We start from the raw sequence: 21214 nt of genomic DNA on the forward strand, positions 1-21214 counted from the left end.
CGGCAGCAATGGCGCATGCCTGCATCAACCAGCATGCGCCACTTTCCTTGTATTCGAAAGGCACCATGAAATCATCCGCAAGCCTGTATCAACAACTCTGTGCCGCGCTGCTGTTCGCGCTGGCGTGTTGCAGTATCCCCGCCGTGGCAGCGCCCGCCGGCAGTGCCATCGGCACGGCGCCGCAGGGCACCCTCGTCATCATCGGCGGCGGCCTGCGGGCCGACAATGCCGAAGTCTGGCAGCGCATCGTCGCCCTCTCTGGCGGCAAGGGCGCGCGCATCGCCGTGCTGGCTTCGGCCGCGATGAACCCGGAGAAATCCGGTGAAAGCATCATCAGGAAGCTCAATCAGTACGGCGCCGATGCGTTTTTCGTGCCGCTGGCCGTGAAACTGCCGAATAGCGATTACCGCAAGGCGGCCGAGGATCCGTCCATCGTCACGCAGATCAAGTCGGCCACCGGCATTTATTTCGCCGGCGGCGACCAGGGGCGCATCACGCAAGCCTTGCTGCGCCAGGACGGCAGCCGCACGGCCGCGCTGGAAGCCATCTGGTCGGTCTACCGCAATGGCGGCGTGATCGCCGGTTCCAGCGCGGGCGCCGCCATCATGAGCACCACCATGTTCTACGATGCCAAGCCGGTGCTCGACATGCTCAAGATGGGCGTCACGGACGGCCGCGAAATCGCGCCTGGCCTGGGCTTCATCGGCAGCGATGTCTTCGTCGACCAGCATCTGCTGGTGCGCGGCCGCTTCGCCCGCATGATTCCCGTGATGCTGAAGAAGGGCTATCACCTGGGACTGGGTATCGATGAAAACAGCGCCATGGTGGTCGACGCCATGCGTGACGTGGAAGTCATCGGCTACAGCGGCGCCCTGCTGATCGACCTGTCGGGCGCCATCAGCGACCGTGGCGTGAAAAATTTCAATATCAGCAATGCCGCCATCAGCTACCTGGACCGGGGCGACAAATTCAACCTCGTCACGCGCGTGTTTACGCCGTCGCCGGACAAGGCCGACAACAAGCTCGATCCGAATCAGCCGGACATGCGCGAACCCGTGTTTACCAACGATATCCTCGGCAATAATGCCGTGCTCGACCTGATGGGCAACCTGATCGACAATGCGCAGCAGGAAGCCATCGGCATCGCTTTCGGCAACCCGCGCGATCCGTATCCGGACCTGGGCTTCGAATTCCGCTTCAGTAAAACGGTCAACAGCGTCGGCTACAGCTCCACCGAGGCGGAAGCGTATTCCGTGCTGAAGCTGCGCCTGGATATCCGCCCGATCCAGCTGCGCCAGCCGCTGTATCGCTACAAGTAAGCGGCAGCTTACCGCCGCCAGCGCGGCCAGGCGGCGATCGTCAAGGCCCTGAGCAGCCATTCGACGGGGCCATAAGCATGGCGGCGCAGCCACCAGCGGCTCAGTGGCAGCTGCAGGCAAAAGATGGCGGCGGCCAGCGCCAGCGCGCCGAGCGGCGAGACGCTGCCCATCAGCCTGGCGCCATACGCGAGGAAGAGCCAGGCGCAGACGGCCGACTGCAGCAGGTAGTTCGACAGGGCCATGCGGCCCGTGTCGGCCAGCAGGGCATACAGCCCGCCATCGCGCAGGCGCTCGAACAGGGCCAGTGCGATGGCCACGTAGGCGCCGGCCAGCAGTGGCGCCGTCGCCAGGCCCACGGCCAGCCCTGCCACCTGCCATGCCTGGCTGTCGCCATACACGGATGTCCATGCATAAAACGCGGCGCCAGGCAGCCCTGCCAGCGCGCCTGCCCACTGCAGGCGGCGGCGCAGCGGCAGATAGTCAGCGGCATGCAGCAGCAGTTCGCGCTTGCCGGCGGCCAGGCCGCACAGGAACATGGCCAGCGCGCATGGCGCCTGTACCAGCAGCAGCACAATCCAGATTTCACCCAGTTCGCGCACATGCTGCGCCACCACGCTGGCCGGCGTGCCACGGTAGGCCGCCAGCGCGGCCGCCGCTTTTTGCGCCATCGCCAGGGCATGTTCCGCGCCGTCCGCCGGCTGCATGCCTTGCAGCCAGGCCAGCGCCGCCCAGAATGCCACGCAGGCGCCGACCAGCATCAGGGCCAGGCTCAGGGCGGCCCGCTCGCCGCAGCGGTGCAGCGCCAGCAGCACGATGCCCAGCACGGCGTAGGTGGTGAGTATGTCGCCATGAAACAGGACGACGGCGTGCAGGATGCCGATCAGCCACAGGCCCGTCTGGCGGCGCAGCATGCGCGGCGCGAACGGTGCGCCGGCACGCGCGGCCGCCTGCATCTGCAGGGTAAAACTGTAGCCGAATAAAAAGGAGAACAGCAGGTAGAACTTGGTCTCGAACAGCAGCGCGACGAGGAAATGCGTGGCGCGGTCCACGCCGCCGTGAAAGGCCGGGTCGGTCAGGCCCAGGCCGAACCACGGCGTGGCGAAGGCGCAGATATTCACGACCAGGATGCCGAACAGGGCGCAGCCGCGCAGGGCGTCGACGTCGGCGATGCGCACCGGTGCGACCGTCATGGCGGCGCTCATGCCAGGGCAGGGCGCAGGAAGCGCGCCAGCAGTACGTGCAGGCTGTCGCGCTGCGCCAGCGGCGCGTAATGCGGGTCGACGGCGACACGGTTGAAGATGCCGTCGACCAGCGTGGCGATCCAGCTGGCCGTTTGCGCCATGTCGAGCGTGGCATCGGCCTGGCCTTGCGCGGCCGCGTTTTCCAGCAAGGCTTGCACGCCGGCGCGCAAGGTGGCGTCGTTGCGCGCCACGCGGGCGGCGATATCCGCGTCGCGCAGCGCTTCGGCGGCAATCTCCAGTGCCAGACCGGCAAAGTCGCCGTCGGCCGCCAGCGCCAGGACCATGTCCATGAAGTCGAGCAGGGCGCCGTAGGCGTCGGCGCCGCCTTGGCGTTCGTCGAAATACGCGGCCGTCTCGCTGCCTTCCTGCTCGACGATGGCGGCGATGATGGCTTGCTTGGTGGCGAAATAGTGGAACAGGTTGCCCGGGCTCATGCCCGCCTGCGCGCAGATGCCGGCCGTGCTGGTCTGGTGAAAGCCCTTGCGGGCGAAGCAGTGGCGCGCCGCCGCCAGGATGGCGGCGCGGCGCGCGGCGTGCTTGCCGGGATCGATGGTGCGCATGCTGCTTTACTCCATTAGTAGACTGGTCAATCTAATATAATCCGGCCTTGCCGGGAGGTCAAGGACATCTGCTGCAATGGAGGCTTTGCAGGCCTCCAAGCTGTCGCTACAATGTGCCGCAGCGGTTTTTCGCAGGCCCGCCGGCAGGGCCGCCGATTGTTCGGGAAACCGCTCCCTTCACCTGTTTTTCTACCGTTTTAGGAATGCCATGCAGCTGACACCGATCCGATCCTTCCTCTGCGCGCTGGCGCTGGCCGCGGGTATGATACCCGTTGCGCAAGCTGCCAATGGGGCTGCCAATGCGGCGCAGCCGGCCACCATGCGCCTCGATTACCAGCACAGCGGCAATGCGCTGGGCGAACATTATGCGGTCGAGCGCGTGCTGGTCGAACCGCTGCCATGGCCTGGCAACATGGCGCGCACCATCGATGACAGCAACCGTGGCAACAACCTGCTGGAAGTGGTTGACATCAAGTCGGGCAAGGTGCTGTACTCGCGCGGTTTTTCCACCATCTTCGGCGAATGGGCCAGCACCGATGAAGCCAAGACCACCACGCGCGCCTTCCAGGAATCGGTGCGCTTCCCGCAGCCGCAGCAGCCCGTGCGCGTGCGTATCCTCAAGCGCGACGAGCGCGGCCTGTTTTCCATTGTGTGGAGCACGGATGTCGACCCGGCCGCGCAGGACGTGATCCGCAAGCAGCCGCCCGCGCCCGTCAAGCCGATCCCCATCCGCATCAGTGGACCGTCGCCCGACAAGGTCGATCTCCTGATCATGGGCGATGGGTACACGGCGGCTGAAATGGGCAAGTTCGAGGCGACGGCGCGCAAATTGGCCGAGCACCTGTTTACCGTCTCGCCATTCCGCGAGCGCGCCAAGGATTTCAACGTGTGGGCCATGGCCGCGCCGACGCAGGAATCGGGCGTGTCGCGCCCATCGACGGGCGTGCACCACGCTTCGCCGCTGGGCACGCGCTACGACATCTTTGGCAGCGAGCGCTATGTGCTGACGACGGACAACCGCGCCCTGCGCGACCTGGCGCAGTACGCGCCCTACGAATTCATCGAAATCCTCGTCAACAACGATACCTACGGCGGTGGCGGCATCTTCGGCCAGTTCAGCACGGCCGCAGCCAACAGCGACTGGGCCGACTACCTGTTCGTGCATGAATTCGGCCACCATTTCGCCGGCCTGGCCGACGAGTACTACACCTCGCCCGTGGCCTACCAGTCGAATGGCGAGCGCCAGGAACCGTGGGAACCGAACGCCACGGCCTTGCGCGATCCGGCCAGGCTGAAATGGAAAAGCCACGTGAAGGCCGGCACGCCGCTGCCGACGCCATGGCCGAAGGAAGCCTACGACAGCCATGCGCGCGAGTACCAGCAGCAGCGCGCCGCCCTGCGCGCTGCCAATCGTCCGGAAAGCGAAATGAGTGCGCTGTTCAAGGCCGACCTGGCGTACACGCAGCAGCTGTTTTCCAAGGCGCCGCAGCGCCATGCGGTGGGCGCCTTCGAGGGCGCGAACTATGAATCGTCCGGCTACTACCGGCCCGAAATGCAATGCATCATGTTCGACCGCAGCGAGACGTTCTGCTCCGTGTGCCAGGATGGCATCAGCACCATCATCGACCTGTATACGCGTCCGGCCACCGTGCGCTAAGCGAGAATAGTTCCTGCAGTAATCAATGGGATGCCATGTTGCATTGCAATAGCATGGCACCCATTTTCATTTCTTCCGCTCAATTTCCCTCCTGCAATACCATTGCTTCCCCTATTTATACGGCAATACCACTTTGCGTGGCGCGAGCAATTTTCCTTCTCGCCGCACTACAATAGTTATTAAATAAATACCGCGATTCGATTGCTTACAATTTGTTTCATTTAAATACTATTGAGGTAGAATTTGATGTACATCAATGTTGCATCGCCGCAATCGCACTTATAGTTGACCTCGCTCAAAGCCTTCTGCATGCGGATCGGACTTCTTGTAAATCTCGCGTCTAAATGCTGTAGAGTAATTTTCGCCCCGTACCAGCCGCTACACGGCGTGGTGCCGGCCTCGAATTTCAGTGACGGAAGCCAGATACATGAAGATGCATATCCCCGCGCCTGACGCATGCAGCACCCTCCATCCCCACACGCCCATCGTACTGCCGTATGCGCGCGCCGGCGGCGTCACCCTGGCCACCTGTGCCGCTTCCGTGTGCGCCGGCGCCGTGCAATGCGTGAATGCCGCCACGCCGTGGCCCGCGCTGCGTCCGAGCAAGCCGTGAGCGCGCCCTTGCCGCAGTCGCTGCCCTTGCAAGGAAAACGGGGGCTGGTGGTCGGCATCGCCAATGCGCAAAGCATCGCCTGGGGCTGCGCCAGCGCGTTGCGCGCGGCCGGCGCCGAGCTGGCCGTCACCTGGCTCAACGACAAGGCGCGCCCGCACGTGGAACCGCTGGCCCTGCAAGTGCAGGCGGCCATCATGGCGCCGCTCGATGTGTCCGTGCCGGGCCAGCTGGAAGCCATATTCGCGCAGATCGAACGGCAGTGGGGGCGGCTTGATTTTGTCGTCCATTCGATCGCCTATGCGCCGAAGCAGGACTTGCATGGCCGCGTCACGGACAGCTCCGCCGACGGTTTCGCGCAGGCGATGGACATTTCCTGCCACTCCTTCATGCGCATGGCCAAGCTGGCCGAATCCCTGATGCCGCACGGCGGCAGCTTGATGACCATGAGCTATCTGGGCGCCGAAGAAGTCATCGCCGATTACGGCATGATGGGTCCCGTCAAGGCGGCGCTGGAAGCGTCCGTGCGCTACCTGGCGGCGGAGCTGGGCCCTGCCGGCATCCGGGTCAACGCCATTTCGCCGGGGCCGCTCGAGACACGGGCCGCTTCCGGCATCGCCCATTTCGACCGCCTGATGGCCGACGCCATCGAACGCTCGCCCTTGCGGCGTCTGGCCACGATCGAGGACGTGGGCGCGCTGTGCGCCTTCCTCGCCGGCGACGGCGCGTGCGCCATCACGGGCGGCACCCTGTATGTCGATGGCGGCTACAACATTCTGAACTGACTGGAAGATGATGACCATGGCTGTTCCCGTTTTTTCCCCGCGCGCCAGGGTGGCCGCCCTGGCCGCTGCCGTTGCCTCCGCTGTGCTGCTGGCCGGCTGCGCCTCGATGGCGCCGCCGTACGCGCCGCCGCCGCTGCCCGTGGCGGCGCAGTATCCGGAAAACGATCCCGCCGGCGCCCAGGCTGCCGCTATCGCCTGGCAAAGCTACTACACCGATGCGCGCCTGCAGGCCATGATCGCGCAGGCGCTGGCCAGCAACCGCGATATCCGCATCGCCGCCCTGCGCGTCGAAGAGGCGCGCGCCGCGTATGGCATCCAGCGCGCGGAACAGTTCCCCACCGTGGGGCTGGGCGCGGAAGGCAGCCGCACGCGCGTGCCAGGCGACTTGAGCCTGACGGGCCGTCCCATGACAAGCGCGCAGTACCAGGTGGGCTTGAACGTGAGCGCCTGGGAACTTGATTTCTGGGGCAGGGTGGGCAGCCTGAAGGACAGCGCGCTGCAAACCCTGCTGGCCAGCGACGAGGCGCGCCGCGCCGTCGGCATGGCACTGGTGGCGCAGGTGGCGAATGGCTACCTGGGCTTGCGCGAACTCGATGAAAGGGTGGCGCTGGCGCGCGCCACGGTCGACAGCCGCGCCGAATCGCTGCGCATCTTCACGCGCCGCTTTGAAGTGGGGGCGATTTCCAAGCTGGACCTGACGCAGGTGGAAACCCTGCTCAGCCAGGCACTGTCGCTGTCGGCACAGCTGGAACAGGCGCGCGCCGTACAGGCGCACGACTTGTCGCAGCTGGTGGGCGGTCCTGTCGACCTGGCGCCGGTGGCTGGTGAGCTGCGCCGCTTCGACGACGCCAGCGTGCTGCAGCCGCTGCATGCGGGCCTGCCATCGGCCTTGCTCACGCAGCGCCCCGACCTGGTGGCGGCCGAGCATCAGCTGCGCGCCGCGCAGGCGAATATCGGCGCCGCGCGCGCCGCCTTTTTCCCCACCATTTCCCTGACTGCCGCTTACGGCACGGCCAGCGCGGAGCTGGGCGGCTTGTTCGATGCGGGCAGCGGCGCGTGGAATTTCGCGCCGCGCCTGGTGCTGCCGATCTTTGACGCGGGCCGCCTGCGCGCCAATATGGACCTGGTCGAGGTGCGCCGCGACGTGGCCGTGGCCAATTATGAAAAAAGCGTGCAGGGCGCTTTCCGCGAAGTGGCCGATGCGTTGTCGAATCGGCGCTGGCTGGCGCTGCAGGTCGATATCGGCAAGACGACCCTGGCCGCGCAGAGCGAACGCGCGCGCCTGGCCAAACTGCGCTATGACAATGGCGCCGCGCCCTACCTGGAAGTGCTCGACGCACAGCGCGACTTGCTGACGGTGGAACAGCAACTGGTGCAGACGCGCCGCGCGCTGCTGTCCAGCCAGGTCAGCCTGTATGCGGCCCTGGGCGGCGGCGCCCCTGCCAGCGCGCCTGCCAACACTGCCGCCACCGCCGCCACGTCCACCAATTCATTGCGATCGCCGACACCATGACTCCACAACTGAAGAAAAAAATCATTCCCGCCGCGCTGGTCGTGGCCGTACTCGTGCTGGGCTATGTGGCCTGGCAAAAAATGCGTCCCACGGGTCCCGGCGAAGGCTTCGTCAGCGGCAATGGCCGCATCGAGGCGACCGAGATCGATGTCGCCACCAAGCTGGCCGGCCGCGTGAAGGAAATCCTCGTGCGCGAGGGCGACTTCGTCAAGGCAGGCCAGCCGCTGGCCAGCATGCAGGTCGATTCGCTGACGGCCCAGCGCGACGAAGCGCGCGCGCGCCAGCAGCAGGCGTCTGACGCGGTGGTGGGCGCACAGGCGCAGGTGGCCGTGCGCGAAAGCGACAAGGCGGCCGCGCTGGCCATGGTGGCACAGCGCGAAAGCGAACTCGATGCGGCGCGCCGCCGGCTGGCCCGTTCCGAAACCCTGTCGAAAGAGGGTGCTTCCTCGGTGCAGGAACTCGACGACGACCGCGCCCGCGTGCGCAGCGTGGCCGCCGCCCTGAACGCGGCCAAGGCACAAGTGACGGCGGCGCAGGCGGCCATCGACGCGGCCAGGGCGCAGGTGGTCGGTTCGCGTTCGGCCGTCGTGGCCGCCGAGGCAACCACGGCGCGCATCGATTCCGACCTGGCCGATGGCCAGCTGACGGCGCCGCGCGACGGCCGCGTGCAATACCTGGTGGCGCAGCAGGGCGAGGTGCTGGCGGGCGGCGGCAAGGTGCTCAACCTGGTCGACCTGTCCGATGTTTACATGACCTTCTTCCTGCCCGAGACGGCGGCCGGCAAGGTGGCGCTGGGCGGCGAAGTGCGCATCATCCTCGACGCGGCACCCAGTTACGTGATTCCGGCGACGATCTCGTTTGTCGCCGCCAGCGCGCAGTTCACGCCGAAGACGGTGGAAACGGCCAGCGAACGCCAGAAACTGATGTTCCGGGTAAAAGCGCAGATCAGCCGCGAACTGCTGCAAAAGCACCTGGCGCTGGTCAAGGTGGGGCTGCCCGGCGTGGCCTGGGTGCGTCTCGATGCCAAGCAGCCATGGCCCGCTGAACTGACGGCGAAGGTTCCGCAGTGAGTGCAGCGGCCACTTCCTTTGTTGTCAGCATCAAGGGCGTCAGCCAGCATTACGGCAAGACGGTAGCCCTCGACGCCATCGACCTGGACGTGCCGGCCGGGCGCATGGTGGGCTTGATCGGTCCCGATGGCGTGGGCAAATCGAGCTTGCTGTCGCTGGTGGCCGGCGCCCGCGCCGTGCAACAGGGCACTGTCATGGCCCTCGGTGGCGACATGCAGGACGCGCGCCACCGCGACGACGTCTGCCCGCGCATCGCCTACATGCCGCAAGGCCTGGGCAAGAATCTGTATCCGACCCTGTCGGTCGAGGAAAACCTGCAGTTTTTCGCGCGCCTGTTCGGCCATGACGCGGCCGAACGGCGCCGCCGCATCGACCAGCTGACCCTGAGCACGGGCCTGCACCCTTTCCTGGCGCGCCCGGCGGGCAAGCTGTCGGGCGGCATGAAGCAGAAGCTGGGCCTGTGCTGCGCCCTGATCCACGATCCCGACCTGCTCATTCTCGATGAGCCGACCACCGGCGTCGATCCGCTGGCGCGCGCCCAGTTCTGGGACCTGATCGCCGGCATCCGCGTGCAGCGCCCGCAAATGAGCGTGATGGTGGCCACCGCTTACATGGACGAGGCACAGCGCTTCGACTGGCTGGTCGCCATGGATGACGGCAAGGTACTCGACACGGGTACGCCAGCCGAACTGCTGGCGCGCACCGAAAGCGGCAACCTGGAAGCGGCCTTCATCAAGCTGCTGCCCGAGGCCAAGCGCGCGGGCCACCAGCCCGTGGTGATTACGCCGCTGGATGCGGCCAGCGCGCAGGATGTCGCCATCGAGGCAAAAGACCTGACCATGCGCTTTGGCGATTTTACCGCCGTCGACCATGTGAATTTCCGCATCGGCCGCGGTGAAATCTTCGGCTTCCTCGGTTCGAACGGCTGCGGCAAGTCGACCACCATGAAGATGCTCACGGGCCTGTTGCCGGCCACGGAAGGCAAGGCCTGGCTGTTCGGCAAGGAAGTCGATTCCAACGATATCGACACGCGCCGCAGGGTCGGCTACATGTCGCAGGCCTTCTCGCTGTACAGCGAACTGACGGTGCGCCAGAACCTGGTGCTGCACGCGCGCCTGTTCCACGTGCCGGCAGGCGAGATCCCCGCGCGGGTCGACGAGATGGCGCAGCGCTTCGACTTGCGCGAAGTGATGGATGATTTGCCCGACAGTCTGCCGCTGGGCATCCGCCAGCGTTTGTCGCTGGCCGTGGCCATGGTGCACAAGCCGGAAATGCTGATCCTCGACGAGCCGACGTCCGGTGTCGACCCCATCGCGCGCGATAATTTCTGGCGCCTGATGATCGAGCTGGCGCGGCGCGACCACGTCACGATTTTCATTTCCACCCATTTCATGAACGAGGCCGAGCGCTGCGACCGCATCTCGCTGATGCATGCGGGTAAAGTGCTGGTCAGCGATGCGCCGGCCGAACTGGTGAAAAAACGCGGCAGCGCCACCCTGGAAGACGCCTTCATTTCCTACCTGGAGGAGGCGGGCGGCGCCACGCCGCCCCAGGCGCAGAGCACCCTGGCCACGCCAGCGACCGAGGTGGCCAAGCCCGCGCCCGAACACCGTCGCAGCCGCTTCAGCCTGGGCCGCATGCTCAGCTACATGTGGCGCGAAACGCTGGAACTGCGGCGCGACCCCGTGCGCCTGACCCTGGCGCTGGGCGGCTCCGTGCTGCTGCTGTTCGTCATCGGTTTCGGCATCAGCCTGGACGTCGAGGACTTGACGTATGCGGTGCTTGACCACGACCAGACGACCCTGAGCCACAATTATGCGAACAACCTGGCCGGCTCGCGCTACTTCATCGAGCGCCCGCCCCTGCGCGACTACGCCGATATCGACCAGCGCATGCGCAGCGGCGAACTGTCGCTGGCCATCGAGATCCCGCCCGGCTTCGCGCGCGACGTGCAGCGCGGCGCGCCGGCCCAGGTGGGCGCCTGGATCGATGGCGCCATGCCGATGCGCGCCGAAACCGTGCAAGGCTATGTGCAGGGCATGCACCAGCTGTGGCTGGCCGACCAGGCCCTGCACCGCTATGGCGTGACGATGAACAACCCCGTCGCCATCGAGACGCGCTACCGCTACAACCCGGACGTGAAAAGCCTGCCGGCCATGGTGCCGGCGGTGATCCCCTTGCTGCTGCTGATGCTGCCGGCCATGCTGGCGGCGCTGTCCGTGGTGCGCGAAAAGGAACTCGGTTCCATCATCAACCTGTACGTGACACCCGTCACGCGCCTGGAATTCTTGCTCGGCAAGCAGGTGCCGTACGTGGTGCTGGCCATGTTCAACTTCATCCTCATGGCCCTGCTGGCCGTCACCGCCTTCGGCGTGCCGATCAAGGGCAGCCTGCCGACCCTGATCGGCGCCACCTTCATTTTCAATGTCTGCGCCACCGGCATCGGCCTGTTTGCCTCGACGTTTACGCGCAGCCAGATCGCCGCGCTGTTCGTGACCATGATCGGCACCATGATCCCGGCCATCCAGTTTTCCGGCCTGCTCAATCCCGTCTCGTCGATGGAAGGTGTGGGCAAGGCCATCGGCCTGATGTATCCGGCCACGCACATGCTCAATATCAGCCGCGGCGTGTTCAACAAGGCGCTGGGCTTCGGTGACCTGCACGCCTCGTTCTGGCCATTGATCGTGGCAATCCCTGTGATCCTCGGCGTGACGGTGGCGCTGCTGAAGAAACAGGAGAGCTGACATGCGCCACCTTGAAAACATCTACCGCCTGGGCGTGAAGGAAATCTGGAGCCTGATCCGCGATCCCATGATGCTGATCCTGATCCTCTACACCTTTACCCTGGCGATCTACGTGGCCGCCACGGCCAAGCCGGAAACCCTGCACATGGCCTCGATCGCCATCGTTGACGAGGATGGCTCGCCTTTGTCCGGGCGCATCGCCTCGGCCTTCTTCCCGCCGCAATTCACACCGCCGGCCATGATCAACCAGAGCCAGGTCGACGCGGGCCTGGACGCGGGCCAGTACACCTTCGTGCTGACGATCCCGCCCAAGCTGCAGGCCGATGTACTTGGCGGGCGCCAGGCGGAGCTGCAGCTGAACGTGGACGCCACGCGCATGAGCCAGGCCTTCAGCGGCAGCGGCTACATCCAGCAGATCGTCGCCGGTGAAATCTCCGAATTCGCCAAACGCTACCGGGGCGCGACGGTGTCGCCCGTGGAACTGGTGATGCGCGCGCGCTTCAATCCTTCGCTGAGCCAGGCCTGGTTTGGCTCGCTGATGGAAATCATCAACCAGGTGACGATGCTGTCGATCATCCTGACTGGTGCGGCCCTGATCCGCGAGCGCGAACACGGCACCATCGAACACTTGCTGGTGATGCCCGTGACGCCGGCCGAAATCATGCTGGGCAAGGTCTGGTCCATGGGCCTGGTGGTGCTGCTGGCCGCCGCCCTGTCGCTGAATCTGGTGGTGCGCGGCATGCTGCATGTGCCGATCGAAGGCTCGATCGCGCTGTTCCTGTGCGGCGCCGCGCTGCACCTGTTTGCCACCACCTCGATGGGTATTTTCCTTGCCACCGTGGCGCGCAGCATGCCGCAGTTCGGCATGCTGTTGATCCTCGTGCTGCTGCCGCTGCAGATGCTGTCGGGCGGCAGCACGCCGCGCGAAAGCATGCCGCAGCTGGTGCAAAACATCATGCTGATCGCGCCTACCACGCATTTCGTCGAATTGAGCCAGGCGATCCTGTACCGCGGCGCCGGCATCGACGTGGTGTGGAAGCCGTTCCTGGCCCTGCTGGCCATCGGCACGGCCCTGTTCACGTTTGCCCTTGCCCGTTTTCGCAAAACCATCAGCCAGATGGCGTAGCCCCCGCGCCGGAATGGTCCGGCGTGTGTTTGCATGAAAAGGATAGCCATGAAAACCGAAGCTGCACCATTTTTCTCCACCGGCGGCCTGCCGTCGCTGGGCATGCTGGGCGACTATGCGCGCGACTCGTGGCAGCGCATCGTGCTGTATGCGGACGTGATGCGCCGCCGCGGCAACCAGTACCAGGAACACCTGGCCGAAGAAGTACCGAACGTGCTCGATTTCCCCGCCGAACTGGTGATGTCGGGCCTGGAGCTGGCGCGACCCGTCAACTATGGCCTGGCGCGCATCCTGACGCCTGACGCGCCCGAACCTGATCCATCGAAACGCCCGTTCGTCGTCGTCGATCCGCGCGCCGGCCACGGCCCCGGCATCGGCGGCTTCAAGGCGGAAAGCGAGATCGGCGTGGCCCTGCGCGCCGGCCACCCCTGCTATTTCATCGGCTTCCTGCCCGACCCGGTACCGGGGCAGACGGTGGAAGACGTCATGCATGCGGAAGCGCAGTTCCTGGAAAAGGTCATCGCCCTGCATCCGCACAGCGAGGGCAAGCCTGTCGTCATCGGCAATTGCCAGGCGGGCTGGCAAATCCTCATGACGGCGGCCATGCGCCCGGACCTGTTCGGCCCCATCATCGTGGCTGGCGCGCCCGTGTCCTACTGGGCCGGCTGGCATGGCCGCAACCCGATGCGCTATGCGGGCGGCCTGATGGGAGGCAGCTGGGCCACGGCGCTGGCGGGCGACCTGGGCAACGGCCGTTTCGACGGCGCCAGCCTGGTGCAGAATTTCGAGAACCTGAACCCGGCCAACACCCTGTGGAACAAGCAGTACAACCTGTACGCGAACATCGACACGGAAGCGCCGCGCTACCTGGAATTTGAAAAATACTGGGGCGGCCACGTCTTCCTGAACGACGTCGAGATGCAGTACATCGTCGACAATCTGTTCATCGGCAACCGCCTGGCGACGGCCGAACTGATCACCTCCGACGGCGTGCGCCTGGACTTGCGCAATATCCGTTCGCCCATCGTCGTGTTCTGCTCGAACGGCGACAACATCACGCCGCCGCCGCAGGCGCTGGGCTGGATCACGGACCTGTACCGCGACGACAACGATGTGCTGATGCACGACCAGACTATCGTCTACGCCGTGCATGACAGCATCGGCCATCTGGGTATTTTTGTTTCGGCCAAGGTGGGACGCAAGGAGCACCAGAAATTTGCCAGCAATATCGACCTGATCAACCTGCTGCCGTCCGGCATCTACCAGGCGCTGATCGTCGACAAGACGCCCGACACGCCGAACGCCGACCTGGCAAGCGGCGACTATGTGCTGCAGGTGGAGCGCCGCAGCATCGAGGACGTGCGCGCCATCGTGCAGCCCAGCGTGGAAAACGACCGCAAGTTCGCCGCCGCCGCGCGCGTTTCCGAAGTCAACCTGGCCCTGTACCGCACCATCGCGCAGCCCTGGGTGCGCGCCATGGTGACGCCGCAAACGGCGCGCTTGCTGCAGCTGTCGCATCCGCTGCGCGTGTCGTACGAACGCTGGACAGACCATAATCCGCTGGCCAGGCTGGTGGAAAAAGAGGCGGAAAAAGTGCGCGCGCACCGCCAGCCGGTGGCGCCCGACAATCCGCTGCTGGCCATGCAGGAGGCGGTGTCCGGCGCCATCACGGCAGGCTTGAACAGCTGGCGCGACTGGCGCGACAGCATGCAGGAAGCCACCTTCGACATGGTGTACGGCTCGCCGCTGGTGCAGGCCCTGGCGGGCCTGAGCCCCAGCGACGCCACGCCGCCGCGCCCCCATCCCGGCATCTCGCCCGAGCATTGCGAATACGTGCGCTGCGAAACGCGCAAGATGGAAGAAGACATGGAACGGGGCGGCCTGGTGGAAGCGGCCGTGCGCGCGCTGTTCTATATCTACCGCTTCCGCATGATTGCCGACGAGCGCCGCGTCAACCTGGCGCTGAAACTGATCAAGCCGCAGTACCGGCAGGACTTCAGCATGGAGGAATTCCGTCACATCGTGCGCCAGCAGGCGCGCCTGATGATGCATGACTTCGATGCCGCCGTCGCTGCCCTGCCGACACTGTTGTCGGGCGCCGAACCGGAATCCATCCGCGCGCTGGCCGAATGGCTGCAGCAGGTGCTGCAGGTGCCCGAAGCGCCGACACCGGACGAGGAAGCGAGCCTGCGGCAGATGCTCGACGTCTTCGACCGCGCCGCGAAGGCGCAAAACAAGGCGCAACCACCTGCCGTGGCAGAATCAAGGCCAGCAGCCGTACCGACGACGAAGCCAAAAGCCAAACCTGCCAAGAACACTACCACTGCCTAGAAGGCCAAGATGACCACCACCCAAGACGATGATTTGAATATCGTGCGCAACCGCACCTTCGAGCAGATCGCCATCGGCGATACCGCCAGCATCACGCGCACCCTGAGCATGGACGATATCGCCCTGTTCGCGGTGATGTCGGGTGACGACAACCCCCAGCACCTGGATACGGAATTTGCCGCTTCCACCCGCTACGAGGGCGTGATCGCCCATGGCATGTGGGGCGCGGCCCTCATTTCCGCCGTGCTGGGCACGCGCCTGCCCGGCGCCGGCACCGTCTACACGGGCCAGACCCTGCGCTTTTTGCAGCCCGTGCGCGTGGGCGATACCCTGGCCATCAGCGTCACCGTCACGGCCCTCGATCCGCGCAGCCGCCACGTGACCCTGGCCTGCCGCTGCGTCAACCAGCATGGCGCCGTGGTGCTCGATGGCGAGGCGCAGGTGATCGCGCCGGCCGAGCAGATCGAACGCAAACGGGCCACCCTGCCGGAAGTGCGCCTGCACAACGGCGATGGCACGCGCCGCCTGCTGGAGCATGCGCGCACCCTCGGTCCCATCAAGGTGGCTGTGGTCCATCCTTGCGATGAACTGAGCCTGTCCGGCGCGCTTGACGCGTATGCGGCCGGCCTGATCATCCCTGTGCTGGTGGCGCCGCGCGCGCGCCTGGAAGCCGTGGCGCTGGAGGCGGGCCTGAGCCTGGAAGGCATCGCCATCGAGGATGTCGAGCATAGCCATGCGGCGGCCGCGCGCGGCGCCGAACTGGCGGGCAAGGGCGAAGTCGAGGCGATCATGAAAGGCAGCCTGCACACGGATGAACTGATGTCGGCCGTGCTGGTGGCCAGCGCCGGCCTGCGTACCAAGCGCCGCATCAGCCACTGCTTCCTGATGCAGACGCCCGCATATCCGCGTCCGTTCATCATCACGGACGCCGCCATCAATATCGCGCCGAACCTGGCCATGAAGGCCGACATCGTGCGCAACGCCATCGACCTGGCGCACGTGATCGGCGTGGCCCAGCCGCGCGTGGCCATCCTGGCCGCCGTGGAAACGGTCAACGCCGACATGCCGGCCACCCTGGATGCGGCGGCCCTGTGCAAGATGGCCGACCGTGGCCAGATCACGGGCGCCATCCTCGACGGTCCGCTGGCCTTTGACAACGCCGTGTCGATCGCCGCCGCCACCGTCAAGGGCATCGTCTCGGAAGTAGCTGGCCGCGCCGACATCCTGCTGGTGCCTGACCTGGAAAGCGGCAACATGCTGGCCAAGCAGCTTGAATACATGGGCGACGCGGACAGTGCTGGCATCGTGCTGGGCGCGAAAATCCCCGTCATTCTCACCAGCCGCGCCGATTCGCGCGCCAGCCGCATCGCCTCGTGCGCCATTGCCGTGATGCTGGCCAACCATTATCGGAGCACGCCGCCATGAACACCGCCGTCCAACACGCCGATGGCAGCCTGATCTTGGTGCTCAATTGCGGCTCGTCGAGCATCAAGTTTGCCCTCTTCGAACAAAGCGGCGGCGTGCTGCCGCAGCAGGCGCAATGGAGCGGCAAGGTCGAAGGCATCGGCCGCGAAAGCGCCAGCTACCGTGCCGGCGGCCAGCCCGCCGAGGCACTGCAGCTGGACCCGCAGCAGCCGCACCATGCGGCCCTGGCGCATATCCGCGAAAAGGTCGTCGAACGCCTGGCGGGGCGCCCGCTACGCGCCGTGGCGCACCGCGTGGTGCATGGCGGCAGCAAATATTTCGCTCCCGTGCGCATCGACTTCAAGGTATTGGCCGACCTGAAAAGCTTTGTGCCACTGGCGCCCCTGCACCAGCCATTCGCGCTCGAAGCCATCGAGGTGCTGCTGGAATCGCGGCCCGACATCGCCCAGGTGGCGTGCTTCGACACGGCTTTCCACCACACGGTGCCGCAGGTCGAGCAGATGCTGGCGCTGCCGTACGATGCGTGGGAGCGGGGCTTGCGCCGCTATGGCTTCCACGGCCTGTCGTATGAATACCAGTCGCTGGTGCTGGAGCAGCGCTTCGGCGCCGTCGCGCGCGGCAAGGTCATCGTGGCCCACCTGGGCAGCGGCGCCAGCCTGTGCGCCATGGAGAACCTGCACAGCGTGGCCACCACCATGGGCTTTTCCGCGCTGGACGGCCTGATGATGGGCACGCGCTGCGGTTCGCTCGACCCGGGCGCTGTCATCTACCTGATGGAAATCGAAAAGCTGTCGCTGGAAAAAGTGGCGCATGTGCTGTACCACGAATCGGGCTTGCTGGGCGTGTCGGGCGTATCGGCCGACCCGCCCATCCTGCTGGCGCAGCAGGACCGGCAGGATGCGACGGGCGAGCGCATTCGCGCCGCGCTGGCTTTATATATCCGCCGCATCGTGCGCGAGATCGGCGCCCTGACGGCCGTGCTGGGTGGGCTGGACATGCTGGTGTTTACGGCCGGTATCGGCGAGCACAGCGCGGAGCTGCGCCAGCGCATCTGCGCCGAACTGGGCTTCATCGGCCCCGTGCTCGATGCGCATGCCAATGCGCGCAACGCCAGCCTGATTTCCAGCGACGCCAGCCGCATCGTGGTGGGCGTGGAACCGGCCAACGAAGAGTGGGTGGCCGCCCGCCATGCGGCGCTGGCCGTGGGGGCATGAGTTTTTAGGTGGCCTGCGGCGCTCGGCGGGAAATTTGCCGAATTGAACATATTTCCCCTTGAGTGCGCTAACGCACTGTGCGGTGTGGGAGTTATCTTTACTATGAAGTCATGCCATCGCGCTACATCAAGAAACAGCGCGGTGCCTGGCAAATTTGGAACATTTTGCCCGCCTTTAGTAAAAATAACTCGAATCCATATTGAAAGGTCTCATCATGAACAAATTACTCGCCACCCTGATCGCTACCCTGTTTGCCACCGCTGCCATCGCGCAAACGCCAGTTACCCCAGCCGTTGCCAGCGCCCAGGCGTCTGCGCAGCATGACATCAACAAGGCTGCCAACAAGGAAGCCAAAGTCGATGCCAAGGCTGACGCCAATGTCGCCAAGGCGGAAATGAAGGCGGACGAAAAGAAAGCCGACGCCCAGCACAAGGCAAATAAAACCAAGGCCAAGGCCCACGACAAGGTGGTCGACGCCGATCCGGAAGATAAAATGAAGGCGCAAGCCAAGGCTGACAAGTCCGCCGCCAAGGCCGATGCCAAAGCACACAAGGCCGCCGTGAATGCGGACGCCAAAGTGGCCAAGGAAAAAGTGGAGGCGAACCAGGATAAAGCCATCGCCGCCACCAAAACCGAAGAAGCCAAGGCCAAGGCCGATGCTGAAGTCAAGGCCGCCGCCGCCAAGTAATTCCCTGTTTGCGGGCTGCGGCCCGCACACCCAAAAGACAGCTTCGGCTGTCTTTTTTTTCGTCCGTCACCTTGCGCCAAAGCCGCTGCCAGTCTTGATCCCGCGCAAATGCTCGCCTTGTCGCCATGCCATAGTGGGTTGGCAACCAGACCAAGGAGACATCATGAGCACTTCCAAACCGAAAAAAACGCCGGCCACCGGTTCCGCGGCAGGCGCGCCCGCCACGTCCGCCATGCAGCCCATGCCGGTCGAAGGCGATGTGCAGGCCGATGGCAGCGGCACGGATGCCGGCGATGCCATGCCCGGTGCGCGCCCGGGCGTGTCCTATGCCGACCAGGCCGGCGGCGTCGCGCCCAGCGGCATGCCCGCTGGCGGCATGCAGCAGGCGCAGGGATCGCCGGGCATGACGGGCGGCAGTGGCATGCCATCGGCCGATGGCGGCGGCATGGATGCCGGATTCGCTGGCGGTGGCGGCAACGGCGGCAATGGTGGCGGCATGGGGCCAGGTGGCGACGGGCAGGGGGGCCGCACGCCGCAGGTGCGCACCTGCGCCACGATGGACGTGCACCGGCGCCTGCTGAGCGAAGATCCCGGCTATGCGAGCGTGCGCGACGAGATTGAAAACCTGGCCGGCCTGTACGCCGCCGATGGCGCCATCGCCGGGCGCGCGGGGGTGACGCACATCCCGGTGGTGGTGCACGTGGTGTGGAATACGGCGGCGCAGAATATCTCGGATGCGCAGATCGCCAGCCAGATCGATGTGCTCAACCGCGACTTTCGCCGCGTCAATCCGGATGTGGCCAGCACGCCGGCGCCGTTCCTGCCGCTGACGGCCGATGCGCGCGTGGAATTCGCGCTGGCCACGACCGATCCGCACGGCGCGGCCAGCAATGGCATCGAACGGCGCCAGACGACGCTGGCGTCCTTTGGCGCCGACGATGCCGTCAAGGCGCAGGCGACGGGCGGCATGGATGCCTGGCCGGCCGACAGCTACCTGAATATCTGGGTCTGCCAGCTGGGCGGCGGCTTGCTCGGCTACGCGCAGTTTCCCGGCGGCCCGGCCGCCACCGACGGCGTGGTGATCCTGCAATCGGCCTTCGGCACGAGCGGCACGGCCGCGCCGCCCTTCCACCTGGGGCGCACGGCCACGCATGAAATCGGCCACTGGCTGAACCTGAACCATATCTGGGGCGATGACGGCACCGGGTGCTCGGGCACGGATAACGTGGCCGATACGCCGAACCAGGGAGGACCGAATACAGGGCAGCCATCGTTCCCGCACGTTTCCTGCAGCAACGGGCCGAATGGCGACATGTTCATGAACTACATGGATTACGTCGACGATCCCGCCATGTTCATGTTCACCACGGGCCAGGTGGCGCGCATGCAGGCTTGCCTCGACGGCCCGCGCGCGACCATCGGCACGGGTGGCGGCGGTGGCGGCGCTACGCCGCGCCAGAGTTCCTCGCCGGTGCTGGCCTGGGGCGCGAACCGCCTCGATATTTTCGTGCTGGGCACCGACCGCGCGCTGTACCACAAGGCCTGGAATGGCGCGGCCTGGGCGCCGTCCACCACCGGCTATGAAGCGCAGGGCGGCATCGGGACCAGCGCGCCGCAGGTAGTATCGTGGGGAGAAAACCGCCTCGATGTCTTCGTCACGGGCACGGACAGCGGCTTGTTCCACAAATGGTGGAATGGCACGGCCTGGGGACCGTCGCTGACGGGCTACGAAGCCATGGGCGGCCTGTGCGTGGGAGATCCGCGCGCCGTGGCCTGGGGAGCGAACCGGCTCGATGTGTTTGTCGTCGGCACCGACCGGGGCCTGCATCACAAGTGGTGGAACGGCAGCGCCTGGGGACCGTCCTTGACCGGCTACGAGGCCATGGGCGGCATCTGCCTGGGCCAGCCCGAAGCGGTGGCATGGGCGCCGAACCGGCTCGATGTATTTGTGATCGGCAGCGACCGCGCGCTGTACCACAAGTGGTGGGATGGCGCGAAATGGGGACCGTCGCTGACCGGTTACGAACGGCTGGGCGGCATCTGCACTTCATCGCCGAAGGCCGTGGCCTGGGGGCCGAACCGCCTCGACGTGTTTGTCACCGGCACCGATGGCGCGTTGTACCACAAGTGGTGGGACGGCGCCAAATGGGGGCCTTCCAGCGATGGCTTCGAGCGCCTGGGCGGCGTCTGCGTGGGCGAAGTGGAAGCCGTGTCGTGGGCGCCCAACCGGCTTGACCTGTTCGTCATCGGCACGGACAGCGCGCTGTATCACAAGGCGTGGAGTGGCACGGCCTGGTCGCCCTCCCTGACGGGGTTTGAGAACCTGGGCGGCGTGTGCACCTCGCGTCCGCGCGCCACGGCCTGGGCGGACAACCGCCTCGACGTCTTTGTCACGGGCACGAATGGCGCCCTGTTCCACAAGGCCTGGAACGGCACGGCCTGGTCGCCTTCCGTGACTGGCTATGAAAACCTGGGTGGCGTGGTATCGTGCTTCTGAGGGGGGGAATGAGCATGCACGGCATGAACACCGCACTGCCCAGCGGCAGCTGGACGCATTCGTTCGAGGAGGATGCGGACGGCGTCGAAGTGTACCGGCCCACGGCCACCTTTCCTTTCCCGCCCAGCCGCAAGGGGCGCAAGGTGCTGGAATTCGAGGCCGGCGCCGGCAACATGGCCGCCGGCGGCATGCGCATGACCAGCATGTCGCCCGGTCCCGACGACCGGCCCCGCGCCGGGCCGGCCGCACAATTGCTGCCCCTGGGCATGGGCCGCTATGCGCTGGCCGGCACCCGGACGGCGCAGCAGGACGTGATTGAAATCGTCGAAGCCACGCCCGAGATACTGCGCCTGACGCGTCGCCGGGAAGGCAATCCCTAGCATCTGGCCGCTTCCTGGCGAAAAAAAAGACAGGCAAGCCTGTCTTTTTTATGC

16 protein-coding genes are annotated in these 21214 nt (G+C 65.7%); 14 read left to right on the forward strand and 2 right to left on the reverse strand.

Annotated features, from left to right (window positions below):
- Positions 1-65 precede the first annotated feature (65 nt).
- On the forward strand, positions 66-1319 hold the full coding sequence (locus tag ACQ4WR_RS04470) for a cyanophycinase (protein ID WP_102294693.1): 1254 nt from the start codon (positions 66-68) through the stop codon (positions 1317-1319).
- Positions 1320-1327: 8 nt separating this feature from the next.
- Here the strand turns inward: ACQ4WR_RS04470 and ACQ4WR_RS04475 are convergent, their stop codons facing one another.
- A complete protein-coding gene (locus ACQ4WR_RS04475; protein WP_436485586.1) occupies positions 1328-2509 on the reverse strand; it encodes a DUF418 domain-containing protein in 1182 nt (393 codons plus the stop codon).
- Between the two features lie 8 nt (positions 2510-2517).
- Positions 2518-3120 carry a TetR/AcrR family transcriptional regulator gene (locus ACQ4WR_RS04480; RefSeq protein WP_436485587.1) on the reverse strand — a complete coding sequence of 201 codons (603 nt, stop codon included), beginning with the start codon at positions 3118-3120 and terminating at the stop codon, positions 2518-2520.
- 208 nt (positions 3121-3328) lie between these two features.
- On the opposite strand from ACQ4WR_RS04480, the gene ACQ4WR_RS04485 reads away from it, so the two are divergent.
- From ACQ4WR_RS04485 to ACQ4WR_RS04545, 13 genes are all read left to right on the forward strand, one after another.
- On the forward strand, positions 3329-4777 hold the full coding sequence (locus tag ACQ4WR_RS04485; RefSeq protein ID WP_436485589.1) for an IgA Peptidase M64: 1449 nt from the start codon (positions 3329-3331) through the stop codon (positions 4775-4777).
- 427 nt (positions 4778-5204) lie between these two features.
- Positions 5205-5390 carry a hypothetical protein gene (locus ACQ4WR_RS04490; protein ID WP_102294623.1) on the forward strand — a complete coding sequence of 62 codons (186 nt, stop codon included), beginning with the start codon at positions 5205-5207 and terminating at the stop codon, positions 5388-5390.
- A gap of 20 nt (positions 5391-5410) precedes the next feature.
- The gene (gene fabI / locus ACQ4WR_RS04495; RefSeq protein ID WP_436486095.1) at positions 5411-6172 is read left to right on the forward strand and encodes an enoyl-ACP reductase FabI; all 762 of its coding nucleotides are present in this window, start codon (positions 5411-5413) and stop codon (positions 6170-6172) included.
- Positions 6173-6188: 16 nt separating this feature from the next.
- Complete coding sequence (locus ACQ4WR_RS04500; RefSeq protein WP_436485590.1) at positions 6189-7685, forward strand: efflux transporter outer membrane subunit; 1497 nt, start codon at positions 6189-6191, stop codon at positions 7683-7685.
- A complete protein-coding gene (locus tag ACQ4WR_RS04505) occupies positions 7682-8755 on the forward strand; it encodes an HlyD family secretion protein (protein WP_436485592.1) in 1074 nt (357 codons plus the stop codon). The genes ACQ4WR_RS04500 and ACQ4WR_RS04505 overlap by 4 nt, the downstream gene beginning before the upstream one ends.
- Complete coding sequence (rbbA, locus tag ACQ4WR_RS04510) at positions 8752-11499, forward strand: ribosome-associated ATPase/putative transporter RbbA (protein WP_436485594.1); 2748 nt, start codon at positions 8752-8754, stop codon at positions 11497-11499. The genes ACQ4WR_RS04505 and rbbA overlap by 4 nt, the downstream gene beginning before the upstream one ends.
- A gap of 1 nt (position 11500) precedes the next feature.
- Positions 11501-12625: an ABC transporter permease gene (locus ACQ4WR_RS04515; RefSeq protein ID WP_102295099.1), complete on the forward strand. Its 1125-nt coding sequence runs from the start codon at positions 11501-11503 to the stop codon at positions 12623-12625.
- A 102-nt stretch (positions 12626-12727) separates the two neighbouring features.
- Positions 12728-14956, forward strand: coding sequence for a DUF3141 domain-containing protein (locus ACQ4WR_RS04520; RefSeq protein ID WP_436486097.1), 2229 nt, complete (start codon positions 12728-12730; stop codon positions 14954-14956).
- A gap of 9 nt (positions 14957-14965) precedes the next feature.
- Positions 14966-16381, forward strand: a complete 1416-nt coding sequence (locus ACQ4WR_RS04525; protein ID WP_102295096.1) for a bifunctional enoyl-CoA hydratase/phosphate acetyltransferase — start codon at positions 14966-14968, stop codon at positions 16379-16381.
- On the forward strand, positions 16378-17595 hold the full coding sequence (locus ACQ4WR_RS04530) for an acetate/propionate family kinase (protein ID WP_436485595.1): 1218 nt from the start codon (positions 16378-16380) through the stop codon (positions 17593-17595). The genes ACQ4WR_RS04525 and ACQ4WR_RS04530 overlap by 4 nt, the downstream gene beginning before the upstream one ends.
- Positions 17596-17809: 214 nt before the next feature.
- Entirely contained in the window at positions 17810-18283 is a 474-nt protein-coding gene (locus ACQ4WR_RS04535) for a hypothetical protein (protein ID WP_102295093.1), read from the forward strand.
- A gap of 163 nt (positions 18284-18446) precedes the next feature.
- A complete protein-coding gene (locus ACQ4WR_RS04540) occupies positions 18447-20780 on the forward strand; it encodes a DUF8189 domain-containing protein (protein WP_436485598.1) in 2334 nt (777 codons plus the stop codon).
- Positions 20781-20803: 23 nt separating this feature from the next.
- The gene (locus ACQ4WR_RS04545) at positions 20804-21160 is read left to right on the forward strand and encodes a hypothetical protein (protein WP_436485600.1); all 357 of its coding nucleotides are present in this window, start codon (positions 20804-20806) and stop codon (positions 21158-21160) included.
- The last annotated feature ends 54 nt before the right edge of the window (positions 21161-21214 follow it).

This window comes from Janthinobacterium amylolyticum (assembly GCF_051380655.1).
In the GTDB taxonomy this organism is placed as follows: Bacteria; Pseudomonadota; Gammaproteobacteria; order Burkholderiales; family Burkholderiaceae_D; genus Janthinobacterium.